Annotated in this window: 12 protein-coding genes; 8 read left to right on the plus strand and 4 right to left on the minus strand. The window is 47.8% G+C overall.

All coding sequences use genetic code 11. The features are described 5' to 3' along the window. Window positions 1-117 precede the first annotated feature (117 nt). From QZZ54_RS16445 to flgL, 8 genes are all read left to right on the plus strand, one after another. Window positions 118-2133 (plus strand): flagellar hook-basal body complex protein, encoded by a 2016-nt coding sequence (locus tag QZZ54_RS16445; RefSeq protein ID WP_290704399.1) that lies wholly within the window; start codon window positions 118-120, stop codon window positions 2131-2133. Between the two features lie 166 nt (window positions 2134-2299). Continuing rightward, the gene (gene flgF, locus QZZ54_RS16450) at window positions 2300-3043 is read left to right on the plus strand and encodes a flagellar basal-body rod protein FlgF (protein ID WP_290704402.1); all 744 of its coding nucleotides are present in this window, start codon (window positions 2300-2302) and stop codon (window positions 3041-3043) included. Between the two features lie 36 nt (window positions 3044-3079). Next, entirely contained in the window at window positions 3080-3865 is a 786-nt protein-coding gene (gene flgG / locus QZZ54_RS16455) for a flagellar basal-body rod protein FlgG (RefSeq protein WP_290704405.1), read from the plus strand. A gap of 22 nt (window positions 3866-3887) precedes the next feature. Continuing rightward, window positions 3888-4562, plus strand: coding sequence for a flagellar basal body L-ring protein FlgH (gene flgH / locus QZZ54_RS16460; protein WP_290704408.1), 675 nt, complete (start codon window positions 3888-3890; stop codon window positions 4560-4562). 20 nt (window positions 4563-4582) lie between these two features. Next, window positions 4583-5677, plus strand: a complete 1095-nt coding sequence (locus QZZ54_RS16465) for a flagellar basal body P-ring protein FlgI (RefSeq protein WP_290704411.1) — start codon at window positions 4583-4585, stop codon at window positions 5675-5677. A gap of 5 nt (window positions 5678-5682) precedes the next feature. Next, on the plus strand, window positions 5683-6768 hold the full coding sequence (gene flgJ, locus QZZ54_RS16470) for a flagellar assembly peptidoglycan hydrolase FlgJ (RefSeq protein WP_290704414.1): 1086 nt from the start codon (window positions 5683-5685) through the stop codon (window positions 6766-6768). Between the two features lie 83 nt (window positions 6769-6851). Next, window positions 6852-8840, plus strand: coding sequence for a flagellar hook-associated protein FlgK (gene flgK / locus QZZ54_RS16475; protein WP_290704417.1), 1989 nt, complete (start codon window positions 6852-6854; stop codon window positions 8838-8840). A gap of 22 nt (window positions 8841-8862) precedes the next feature. Continuing rightward, on the plus strand, window positions 8863-10092 hold the full coding sequence (gene flgL, locus QZZ54_RS16480; protein WP_290704420.1) for a flagellar hook-associated protein FlgL: 1230 nt from the start codon (window positions 8863-8865) through the stop codon (window positions 10090-10092). Window positions 10093-10163: 71 nt separating this feature from the next. Here flgL and QZZ54_RS16485 read toward each other — a convergent pair whose 3' ends face one another. From QZZ54_RS16485 to QZZ54_RS16500, 4 genes are read right to left on the minus strand one after another with little or no spacing between them, the layout of a single operon-like run. Further along, window positions 10164-10538 (minus strand): hypothetical protein, encoded by a 375-nt coding sequence (locus tag QZZ54_RS16485; protein ID WP_290704422.1) that lies wholly within the window; start codon window positions 10536-10538, stop codon window positions 10164-10166. A gap of 3 nt (window positions 10539-10541) precedes the next feature. Next, window positions 10542-10955, minus strand: coding sequence for a flagellar export chaperone FliS (gene fliS, locus QZZ54_RS16490; protein WP_290704425.1), 414 nt, complete (start codon window positions 10953-10955; stop codon window positions 10542-10544). Between the two features lie 58 nt (window positions 10956-11013). Continuing rightward, a complete protein-coding gene (gene fliD / locus QZZ54_RS16495) occupies window positions 11014-12411 on the minus strand; it encodes a flagellar filament capping protein FliD (RefSeq protein ID WP_290704429.1) in 1398 nt (465 codons plus the stop codon). Between the two features lie 49 nt (window positions 12412-12460). Continuing rightward, complete coding sequence (locus QZZ54_RS16500; protein ID WP_290704432.1) at window positions 12461-12832, minus strand: flagellar protein FlaG; 372 nt, start codon at window positions 12830-12832, stop codon at window positions 12461-12463. Between the last annotated feature and the right edge of the window lie 43 nt (window positions 12833-12875).

The raw sequence follows: 12875 nt of genomic DNA on the forward strand, positions 1-12875 counted from the left end.
TACAACGTAAATAGCGTTACTTTGGGACAAAACGGCATCGGTATGAAAGTGAATACGGATGCAGGTGCAGTGTCACTTAGTGATATTAAACAGATAGGGTAAAGCGAGGAGAACACCATGGCGGGTTTTAATACTGCTATTACCGGTTTGAAAGCAGCAACGACTGATCTTGATGTAACCGGTAACAACATTGCCAACTCCAGTACGGTGGGTTTTAAGGCTTCTCGTACCGAGTTTGGCGACATCTATACGTCGGCGGTTGTAGGCGCCGGTTCCAGTAATGTGCCAGGCTCTGGTGTTACGGTAACCGATATCGCTCAGGACTTTGCAGCCGGTACAACGGAGTTTACCAACAGTAATCTGGATCTCGCGATCGATGGCGCAGGCTTCTTTCAATTATCAGATGAGCAGGGTGGCTTGACCTATACCCGTGCCGGCGCATTTGAATTGGATAAAGACGGTTTTATCGTCAATAAAACCGGTCAGTTTCTGCGGGGTTATCCGGTTGTAAACGATATCGAACTTCCGCTGGGTAACCTGTCGGTCAGTGAAAAAGAGAGTAGCCCTCAGGCGACTTATAACATGGATCTTGCGGTGAATATTGATTCGCGCAAGGATGCTAATGAGCTTCAGTCACTCTACGATAAAGATATTCCAGGTTCATATACTTATTCGACCACTATGGAACGGATTGATGCTTTGGGTGATAGTTCAGCAATAAAGTATAACTATGTTGAACAGCGCCCGGTTAAAGAGACGCATACCTATGATTACGCAGGTGCAGGCGCTTTTCAGATCTCAGGTGTAACTCTCGATACTGCAGACTTTACTGGTGCTGGGGGGACGTTGGATGACGCTGTTCTTTCAACGTTACAGTCTGCGGACAGTCGTGTATTTGATGTGGTTATTGATCAGCCATCTGCGGGTAAGCTTCAGGTTATTTTTAAGTCTGACTCAACTCAATATGGTGATCTGGTTGCTGTTGATGGAGCTGTAGCTTTAACCAATGAAACAGTAACCGAATTGACCGCCGGAGAGCAGCACTACTTCAACTTTACCGGAGCAACGTCCTCCACTTTGTTTGGTGGTGGTAATGCGGTTCTTGAATTGAGTGTTTCCGGTGTGACTATCTCAATTGATACTGGTACCAGTGGTGTCACCGCTCAGGATATCGTCAACGAGGTTAATGCTCAACGCACAACTATTTCTAACACGAACAGTAATATCGAATCGTTCTCTTTGGACCTTTCAACAGGCACTCCTCGAATGCTTGTGAACTATCGTGCAGAGGGTGGCGATATTTCTAATACGACGTTAGGAATGCAGGTTCTGTCGGGTCCAATAAATCCATTTTCTGGAATAGCAGTACCCGGTGGTGGTACCGGTACATTAACACCAGATCTGGCAGTTGACGGTGATAATAGTTATGAAGGGGCTTACCGACTGTACGCTTATTTGCTAGATCCTGAGGATAGCGAAAAAGATCAGTTGCTGGTCATCGGTAAAAACCCTGATCCCGGTGAAGCTGGCTCGCTTCCAGAGAAAGGGCCTATCCTGCTGAAGTTTAATGATCTGGACGGTAACATTACTGAGATTAATGGTCAGACAGTAACCAGTACGCTGGCTATTCCTCAGCTTACCATTCAAGGGTTTAATGAAAATGATCAGATCCTGGCGAACAGTACTGACTCACAATCAGTTATTAAGCTTGATCTGACTAATACTACTCAGTTTGCTTCGGACTCCATTAAGAAGTCTTCTGCGCAAAATGGATATCCTAAAGGCGATCTGATTGGTGTCAGTTTCGGCCTGAACGGTGAAATGGTTGCCAGCTTTAGTAATGGCCAGAACCAGACGTTAGGGATTGTTGCCGTGGCTACTTTTGAGAACCAGGCAGGCTTGCAGCCGGTGGGTGATACTCAGTGGGCTGCGTCGCTGAGTTCGGGTAATGCGATACCTAACCCACCGGGTACCGGCCTTAATGGTACCTTGCGATCTGGTGCATTGGAGCAGTCTAACGTTGACCTGTCTGAGCAGTTGGTAAAACTGATCGAAGCACAGCGTAACTTCCAGGCGAACTCAAAAACGCTGGAAACTCTGAATACAGTGACGCAGGCGATTTTGCAGATCTGATCAAGTTTGAAGGGATTGTTAATATGAAAAGACGACTTCGGTCGTCTTTTTTTTTGCCGTTTCGGTCTATTGGCACAACCATTGCATTTTACCTGTTAGTGAAATTTAACCACTAAAGCGGCAATGTCTGACCGTTTAAGTGTTAAGGCGGCAAACGGGGTATCCAATGGATAAAGTGTTGTATCTGGCAATGAGCGGAGCGCGGGAAACCATGCGTTCTCAGCAAGCCCACGCCAACAACCTGGCGAATGCGACGACCACAGGTTTTAAAGCAGATTTTGCTCAAGCCAGAGCGATGCAAGTCCATGGTGATGGTCATGAGTCCCGTGTCTATGCGATGGCGGAGCGCCCGGGTACTAATACCGCCAGCGGAACGCTGATGCAGACAGGCCGATCGCTGGATGTAGCGGTAGATGGCGATGGCTGGTTAGCAGTATTAGACAGCAATGGGAACGAGGCTTATACCCGACAGGGAGAGCTACAGATTAATCAGTTCAATCAACTGGTAACAGGTTCCGGCGCCCGGGTTATGGGTAATGGCGGTATACCTATCACGCTACCTCCGTTTGAAAAGCTGGATGTCGGTGGTGATGGCACTATCACGATAAAACCGTTGGGCGAAGGTGCTGCGGAACTGGCTATTCTGGATCGAATTAAACTGGTTAATCCCGAGTCAGGCGAGTTGTTTAAAAGTACTGATGGTCTGATGCATAGCGGCAATAACCAGCCGTTGTTGCCGGACAATGGGGTAAAACTTCGTTCCGGCTTTGTTGAATCAAGCAATGTGAACTCTATTTCTGAGCTGACATCAATTATTGATCTGGCACGCCAATTTGAAATGCATGTGAAGATGATGAAGACGGCTGAGGAGAACTCCTCCGCTGCCACTAAAATCTTATCGCTTCAGTAACAGAATAATGATGAATAATAAGGGTGGAGAATAGTTATGCATGGAGCCCTCTTTGTAGCAAAAACAGGTCTGAGTGCGCAGGACACTTCCCTGAAGGTTATATCGAATAACCTGGCCAACGTCAGTACCGTTGGTTTCAAAAAAGACCGTGTGGTTTTTGAAGATTTGATGTACCAGATTCAGCGTCAGCCAGGTGCTCAGTCCGCTGAAGATTCACAGCTTCCTTCCGGGTTGCAGCTTGGATCGGGTGTTAGAGTTGCGGGCACGCAAAAGCTGTTTCAAGAAGGCGAACTACAGACGACGGGTGAGGCGTTTGATATTGCCATTGCTGGTCGGGGTTTCTGGGAGGTAACACTGCCCAATGGTGATGCAGGCTATACTCGCCAGGGCCAGTTTCAGCTTAATTCAGACAATGAAATTGTAACCTCTGAAGGGTATGTACTAGCCGGGGGGATTACGCTGCCTGCAGAAGTACAGTCGATGACCGTCGGTGTTGATGGCACCGTCAGTGCACTGGTGCAGGGGAGTGCCACGCCACAGCAAATTGGGCAGTTACAGTTGGCGGATTTTGTTAACCCGCAAGGGTTGCAAGCCTATGGGCAGAACCTGTTCCTTGAAACCGCCGCGAGTGGTACGCCTACGCTGGCGAATCCTGGTGAAGGAGGAACGGGACAGCTGCGTCAGGGGATGTTAGAAGGGTCGAACGTCAATGCAGTGGAAGAGTTGGTAAATATGATTACCACTCAACGTGCTTATGAGATGAACTCTAAAGTGATCTCAACCGCAGACCAGATGCTGTCCTTTGTGACGCAGAATCTGTAAATCTGAGTTGAGGAGGTAAGTGATGAAACGATTGTTAACCGTATTTGCCGCAATCCTGATATTGGAGGGCTGCGTCAGTGCGCCCCCCAAGCCGGATAGTCCGCATTTTGCGCCGGTCCGCACTCAGGCGCTGGAAGCGCCCCGTGAAGTGACCGGTTCCATCTTTAATGCGGCAACCAGTAACAGCTTATACGGTGATGGTCGTGCGCATCGATTGGGAGACATCATTACTGTTGTGCTTCAGGAAAGTACCTCTTCTACTAAAAGTAATAAGACCAGTGTGGATAAAGAAAATTCCCAGACGCTGGCATCACCGACAATATTTGGTATTCAGCCAACGATATTAGGCAAGCCTTTGAGCGCCAGCACAGGTGACTCAACCACCGCTTTTGAAGGGGAGGGGAAATCTGATATGAGTAATAGCCTGAGTGGCAATATTACTGTGACGGTTCATGAGGTCCTTCCTAATGGATTGATGATCGTTAAAGGTGAGAAGTGGCTGACCCTGAATCAGGGTGATGAGTATATTCGTGTTAGCGGAATGATTCGGCCACAGGATATATCAACCAGTAATACAGTGCTTTCTACCCAGTTAGCAGATGCCCGGATTACCTATAGTGGTTCAGGTGCGTTGAATGACTCAAACTCAATGGGTTGGCTATCGAAGTTCTTTATTGGTCCATTATGGCCATTCTGAGCGGACGAAGCGGAGATAAGATGATGAAAGGTTTCTGGATAATTGCTTTGGTCACAGCGCTGCTAAGTAATGTAGCGCAGGCAGAAAGAATAAAAGATCTTACTTCGGTTGCCGGTGTACGTAGTAACCAGCTGGTGGGTTATGGACTGGTGGTAGGCCTTGATGGAACAGGGGATAAAACCTCATTTACCTCGGCGACTTTTCGTAACATGCTGAATAATTTTGGCGTTGCCATTCCGCCGAATATCAACCCTAAGTCAAAGAACATTGCTGCCGTTGCTGTTCATGCAGACCTGCCGCCTTTTTCTAAACCGGGTCAGGTAATAGATGTCACTGTTTCTACTATCGGTGATGCTAAAAGTTTGCGAGGCGGAAGCCTGATTATGGCCCCTCTGAAGGGTGCTGATGGCCAGATATATGCTATTGCCCAGGGCAATTTAGTGGTGTCTGGTTTTGGTGTGCAGGGCTCAGACGGTTCCCGATTATCCTTGAATGTTCCCAGTGTGGGCCGTATTCCTGGAGGGGCTTCGGTCGAGCGTACAGTGCCAAACTCTTTTGGTCAGGGTGACAGTCTGGTACTGAACCTGAATCATGCGGATTTTACTACCGCTCGCCGGGTTGCTGAGCAAGTAAATAGCCTGTTAGGGCCTGGAATGGCTCAGGCGATGGATGCAACCTCAATTCGAGTATCGGCACCCCGTGATCCTAATCAGCGTGTCTCTTTTCTGTCGGTACTTGAAAATCTTGAGGTTCAGCCTGCGCAGGAAGTGGCAAAAGTAATTATAAACTCACGTACCGGCACCATTATTATTGGTCAGAATGTTCGTGTATCCCCTGTAGCCATTACCCACGGTGGTATGACAGTCGCGATCACCGAAGATCTGAACGTTGATCAACCTAATGCGCTAGCGGAAGGCGAAACTGTAATAACACCTCGTACCGGTATTGAAGTGGATGCTGGCAGTGGGCATATGTTTGAGTTTTCTCCGGGTGCGTCGTTACAGGATATCGTAGAAGCGGTTAATCAGGTAGGGGCCGCTCCCGGTGATCTGATGGCTATTCTGGAAGCGCTGCGACAGGCAGGTGCCCTGAAAGCTGAACTGATTGTTATCTGAGGCCGATGATGAAAACTGATCCGACTCAACATGCCCAGCTGTTCACTGAACTGGGAGAGATGAATAAGCTGCGCCAGCAGGCAAGGGATAATGATCCTGCCGCCTTGCAGGCAGTGGCTGAACAGTTTGAGCAGCTATTTCTGAATATGCTGGTGAAAAGCATGCGTGATGCTAATGCCACTTTTTCAGAAGATAGCTACTTTAATAGCTCTCAAGTGCAGTTCTACCAGGAGATGTCTGATTCTCAGCTGACTAAAGAGCTGGCAGAGAATAAAGGCATCGGCCTGGCAGAAGTGTTAGTGCGACAGCTGGGTGGCAATCTTGATCCGCGGCTGAATGATGGAAAAGAAGAGGAGGGGCGAATTAAACCTCTTTCTGAATCAGAACGGATGTTGAATCGGACGGTTGATACAGCAGCGAGTATGGCTGCCTCTGCTATTCTCGGTCAGGCCCAGGCTAATAGCCGGGCAATAGAGAAAGCTAAAGCAGAAGAGTCGGTCGCTACTGTGCCAAATGTTGCCGCGTCGGTGCCGCCCGAATCAAAAGCTAAAACAGTTACTCCAGAAGTGGTTGTAGAAAAGGCGCAGCCTCAACGTTTTGAAACGCCTGAGCAGTTTGTTCAAACCTTGCTGCCTCTGGCTGAATCGGTGGCGGCAGAGTTGGGAGTAGACCCTAAAGTGTTGTTGGCGCAGTCGGCATTGGAAACAGGTTGGGGTCGTTACCTGATTCAACGGCCAGAAGGTGGTAGCAGTCATAACCTATTTAATATTAAGGCGGATAGCCGTTGGTCTGGTGATCATGCCAGCGTTGGTACGGTTGAGTTTCGCGATGGTGTGGCGCAAAAAGAGCGTTCTGCCTTCAGGGTCTACGATTCCTATGAAGAAAGTTTCCGAGATTACGCTAAATTTCTGAGTAACAGTCCGCGTTATCAGCAGGCGTTAGAACAGGCGGGAGACCCATATCAGTATTTGAGTCGTTTACAGGAAGCGGGTTATGCCACCGACCCAGAGTATGCACAAAAGATCAGCAGAATTTTTGATGGGGATGTTCTGGCCGGAGTAACTCCTGGTACAGATACTAAAGAAAGTTAGTTTTTGGCCGCTAAAGAGAGCAGTGTCTAGGTGAAACCTGTCTGCTCCCTGCTTTGCCGATAGAGTGTTCCCGGGAGTTAAGTATGTCATCATTTAATTTGTTAAGTATTGGTAATCAGGCGTTACAAGCTAACCAGTCCGCGTTGAATACTGTTGGTCAGAATATCAGTAACGTGAACACTGAGGGCTATAGCCGTCAACGAGTTGATTTTGTCAGCTTGAACGACCGTGCCGGTGTTTTTGTAAACGATATTGAACGCATCTCTGATGAGTTCATGGTTCGTCAGGTTTGGTCTGATACCAGTAACCAGAATTTTTATAGCAAGATGGAAGGTTTTGCTAACGAGTTGGATAACCTGTTAGCGGCTGAAAGTACTAGCCTGTCTACCGCGATGAATGAGTACTTTGGCGCGCTGCAAAGTGCCGTTGACGACCCGACATCTCTTCCGTCTCGGCAGTTGTTTCTATCCCAGGCTCAAGCGCTTCAAAGTCGTGTCAATTCGATGGATGCCAGCCTGACACGTCAGAATGATTCGATTAACTCTCAGATAGAGAGTGTGGTGTCACAGATAAACAGTATTACCCCCCAGATTGCTAGCCTCAACGAAGATATTGAGAGGCTGTCAGCATCTAACTCTGTTCCCAACGAGATGTATGACAAGCGTGACCGTTTGATAGAACAGTTGGCTGGGTTTGTCGACATATCGACCTCTTTTGATCAAAACGGCTCTGTGGATATCTATATTGGCGATGGTCAGCCGCTGGTGCTAAATGACAGAGGTCAGCGACTGGTATCAGTTCAGGGTACCCCTGATGCGACTAAAAATGAGATAGCCGTAGAGATTGGTTCACGGGCGAACCTACTGACCGATAAGATTTCCGGTGGTCAGTTAGGTGGTCTGATAGAATATCGTGAATCAAATCTGGCGAACGCTGCAAACGAACTGGGCCGGATAGTCATGTCGTTTTCAGAATCTATGAATCAGCAGCATGCCTTAGGTATGGATCTTGAGGGTGATCTGGGTGGCCTCGTATTCCGCGATATTAATGATGCCCAGTTGATGGATGCCAGGGTAAACGCTTCTTCGTTAAATACCTCGACTATCCAACAGGATCTGGTACAGATTACTGATGTTTCTAAGTTAAAAGCTTCAGAGTATGAGCTGGTATTTAATACCCAGAACACCTTCACCATGACCCGTGAATCTGATGGCGTAATGATGAGTCAAAGCTCTTTTGCTCTGGCAGCTTCGGCCACAGATGTTGATCAGGATGGGGAATACTACTGGGATACAAGTACTAACGAACTGACTGTCCAGGCAGATGGCTTTAAGTTGTACTTGAATGCCCAGACCTCGTTTGCCGGAGGCGATACCTTCATGGTACGTCCCGTACGCAACGGTGCTTCTGACTTTGCCGTGGCGATGACAGATCCTCGAGATTTGGCCCTGGCTTCCCCGCTGAGTACTAGTCGTTCAATTGATAACACGGGAACCGGAACCATTGCGGTGAAGGTCACCGATGTGGCGACAACGACCTTTACCACTACTTCAGGGGCGATGACGCCAGCGATTGATATTGAGATCTCTGATCCAGGTACTGGCCTTGAATATACGGTCTATGAACAAGGTACCGCGACAGTTGTGGGGACTGGTAGTTATATTGCTGGAGAAGCAATAGCATTAAACGGTTATGAGGTAACAATCAGCAATAATCCTAAGGTTGGGGACCGCTTCTCAGTGAATTTCAACACTGGGGGGGTATCTGATAACCGCAATGCATTGGCGATGTCCGATTTGCAGTTTGCCAGGCTGATTGACGGCTCCTCCTACCAGGATGTTTATGGCTCTCTTGTGGAAACCGTTGGTACAGAGACGAATATTGCTCAAATTAATGCTCAAGCCAGTAAGGCGGTTCTGGATGTTAGTGTTAATCAACGCGACTCGGTTAGTGGTGTAAACCTGGATGAAGAGGCAACTAAGCTAGTGCAGTATCAGCAGGCCTACAGTGCTTCAGCCAAACTAATAAGTGTGTCTCAGACAATTTTTGATACCTTGCTGCAAAGTATTTAAGCGGCAGGGCGAGGTATAGATTATGCGTATTTCAACGGCTCAGATATTCAATCGCAGTGCTGACAATCTCACTAGTACTAGTAATCGTCTTTACGAGCTCCAAGAGCAGTTGTCGACGGGTAAACGTATTCTTCAGCCATCTGACGACCCTCTGGCTTCTGCCCAGATTCTAAAATTGACCAAAGAGGTCGAAAAGACTGAGCAGTATCAAGATAATATTGATATCTCTCGTCGGCGTCTCAGTCTTGAAGAGACAACGTTAGATGCCGTTAACGATGCGACACTGAGAGTTAAAGAGTTGGCGATACAGGCAAATAGCGGAGCTGTAACGGATACGGACCGTTCATTGATTGCCAGTGAGCTGGGAGAGCTTGAAAAACAGTTATTCGGCTTAATGAACACAAAAGATGTCCAGGGAGAATATCTTTTTTCTGGTTATAAAGGCTTCGATGCTGCCTATAGTTATGACGGAGCCACCGATAAGTATATTTTCAATGGTGATGAGGGACGCCGTTCTATTCAGATTGGCCCGGACACCAAGATGGCTTCGACAGACTCAGGTTTTGACGTTTTCGAAAATGTAAATTCTGTACTGACTTTAGCGCCGACCGTAGGAGCAGAATTTTCTGAACGCATTATTACCGATTTTGAGACATTTCAGAGCTTTACGGATAACCGTGGCCCGGCGACCATAACGTTTGATACTGGTGCCGGTACTTATACGGTAACGGATGCTGTGGGAGATCCGGTCTTCAGTGGTAACCCCGCAGTAGAGCTAACCAATATTAGTTATCAACAGGGTGATTCGGTTGAGTTTGAAGGGGTGAAGTTGGTGATAGATAACCCTGCGAATGGTGCTGTTGTCCTTGATACAGAAACCCAGCGCACCAATGTATTGAATATGGTGCATGAGCTGACAGCAGCTTTGAAAGGAATAGATACTGAGGATGATCTGCAGGGTAATGATAAGCTGAATCAGGCGGTTAGCTTTGCGTTGTTGCAGATGGAAAGTATTCAGGAGAAGAACATTGAAACCCGAGGTAGTCTCGGTGGGCGGGTTAATACCTTGGATGCGCAACAAGATGTGAATGTTGAGCTTTTATTGCATACCAAAGATGCGCGGTCATCTTTTCAAGATCTGGATTACAACGAAGCGATTAGCCAGTTTACACTGCAGGAAACCGCTTTGAATGCCGCTTATGGCAGCTTCGCTAAGATTCAGAATCTAAGCCTGTTTAACTATCTCAACTGATTAGTTATTCATTGACTAAAAAGCCCGGTATAGCCGGGCTTTTTGTTGTGTTGCAATTGGATAAATCCTTGTTACAGATCTTGTGCTTGCTGGTAGGCTTTAATGCTGCGCTTAGCTTTCTTCGTTTGACTGGACAGATTCAGCAAGGACTGGCGTCGGGTGCTAATGGCTTCAACAAGGGTTTGGTGATTGCTCTGTAATCTGGCTATCTGCCCTTTAAGCTGTTCAACATCATCGGCGCTGAGCTGTTCAAAGGGTAACTTGCGAATAAGTGTATCCTGCTGCTGAATCAGTGCGGCGAGAGGCGTTTCATTCTCAGTATCAGTATCTTCAGGTGCTTCAATGCCGCTATCTGCTTTTATATAAGCAAAAATTTCTTGCTGCAAGCGTTCTGTTTCTGCAAACCCCTGCAGCCAGCGGGTGGCGGCAGGGCTGTACTCTGTCATTGACTACTTTTCCACAGGGCTTTGGGTGTTGTGATGTTCTGCCGGGATCTGTTCCCAGGCTGACTTAACCTCCAGCAGCAGTTGAATCACTTCATCCAGCTTTTCGACAGAGGACTCTACATTGGCTTTCATTAGCGTGTCTGCCATATAGATATAGAGGTTATCAAGATTCTGGGCGATTTCATTGTTTTCAGTATCGCTCAGCGAGGCCTGTAGGCCACCTAGAATCGAGATTGCTTTACTCAGGCTCGTTCCCTTGAGTTCGGTGTCCTGACGCTCGATAGCGCCTTTAGCGGTCGCGATACTCCCAAGAGCACCGTTCATCAGCATCAACACTTGCTGGTGAGGGGTTGCGTGGGCCAATGCTGAATTAAGGCTTACTTTCTGATACTGCTGAGAAGCAAGGTTACGGTTCATGGTCAATCCTTAAAAATGTGACAAACATCAGGCATATTGAGCTAACGTCTGTGTGAAGTTATTTTGTTTGGCGTACGACGCCTGGCAGATTATCCAATGCGGATGTCAGCCACTGCCCGGTGGAATTGAGTTGGGCAACAATCAGGTCCATCGCATTAAACTGTTTATAAAGTCGAGCTTCAAGTTTAGCGCTACGGTAATCAAGAGCCGTTCGCTCTTCGGTAATATCTTTTAGTTTATCGTTTATCGAATCTGTGCGGCCATCAATGGTGCCGTTGGTCTGAAGGTAGTTCTCCAGAATGATATCGATCTGAAAGGCAACGCCCTTAGGGTCGTCTGCAAACAGTGTTGTCACACCGGCATAATCATCGGCAAGTGCGGTATCCAGTTTGCTACCGTCTAGCTCAAGTGTACCGTCACTATTGGTGGTAATGCCGATTGATGCCAGGGATGTATAGTTACTGTCACTGTTTTCAATTCGATTGGTTAGGGTGTTACGAATCTGGCGTTCGATACTGGTGATGAGTGAATCGCCAAACAGAGTGCCCGAAGCCTCTGTTTCAGCGTTATAACTGGTTTGTTCGTTGATCAGTGCAATCAGCTCGTTATAGCCATCGACCAGTGTTGTAATCTGGTTTTTGATTGCACTGCTGTTCTCGCTGACTGATAGCGTAATAGGTTCGCCAACATTGCTGGTTTTAAGTGTAATGGTGGCGTCAGGGATAACATCGGTGATGGTATTGGTAGCGCTGGTCATTGGCTGGCCATCAACACTGAATACCGCATCGGCAGCGCCGGTCACTTGATCGTAAGCGCCGGTTATATCGCCATTAACATCGGCCGCACCTGCGCTGTAGTCGTAAATACTCAGGTCACCAGTAGTCGTGGTGCCGGTGATGGTTAGCGCATTTTCGGCACCGGTTTCATCAGCGGTAAAGACCAGTCGAGCACTACCATTCACATTCAAAATGGTCGCAGTTACACCGATATTATCAGTAGCGTTGTTGATGGCATCGCGAACGCTTTCAATCGTGGTGTTGTTAGTGGCGTCGAGTGTTACTGAAAAGCTGCCACCGGCGTCGGAAAACTCAAGGGTGCCCTCGCTGATAACATAATCTTGTTGCGTCACCAGTTTCTGAGCGGTTGCCAGGCTAGTAACTTCAAGGGAGTAACTGCCAGCGGCCGCATCGTTGTCGGCGCTGAAACCGGCAATTACTGAATCAGACGATGAAGAGGTGCGGTTACTAAAGGTGGCGGCGTCTTTTAAGCCGCTAAATTTACTTTGAAATTCTGATAAGGCGCTCTTTAGCAGGCCAACAGCAGAGAGTTCAGCTTGCAGATTTACTTCTTTTTGAGCGAGTCGATTAAGCTTTGGTTCTCGTTCTGCGGCGACCAGATCGGGCACAAGATTTTTGATATCGATACCGGAGCCGATACCGGGGGATGAAATGGCCATAACTACCTCGTCTTACTATTCTCTTAAATTAGAGAAGCAGGAAAGCGGGTTATGCTTTCTCGCTGAACAGCAGATTATTCATCTGCTCGATATGTTTACTGATTGCGATAAAGTCTTCCGATGGTATCTGACGTACTAACTCATCGTTAGATGTATCAATGACCCTGATTATCGTTTTTCCTGCGGCAATATCAACAGTGAAGTTGAGGGTGCGCTTGAACTGCGACATAAAGTCATTTATAGCGGCCACAGTTTCGTGGAGCGCTTCAGTGTTCTGTTCGGACAGCTCTGCAGGACTTGGCCCTGCTGGCTTCTCAACAGGCTTTTGTTGGGACTGCTGCGGCTGCTCGGGTTTTACCGTTGCATCCACTGCGGGCTTTACATTGGCCTGAGCGGAAGAGACTTGTATTTCACTGGACATGATATACCTCCTTTCTCAGCTAAAAAGGGCGGGCAAAGCCCGC

It is taken from the genome of Amphritea sp., assembly GCF_016744155.1.
GTDB lineage: Bacteria > Pseudomonadota > Gammaproteobacteria > Pseudomonadales > Balneatricaceae > Amphritea.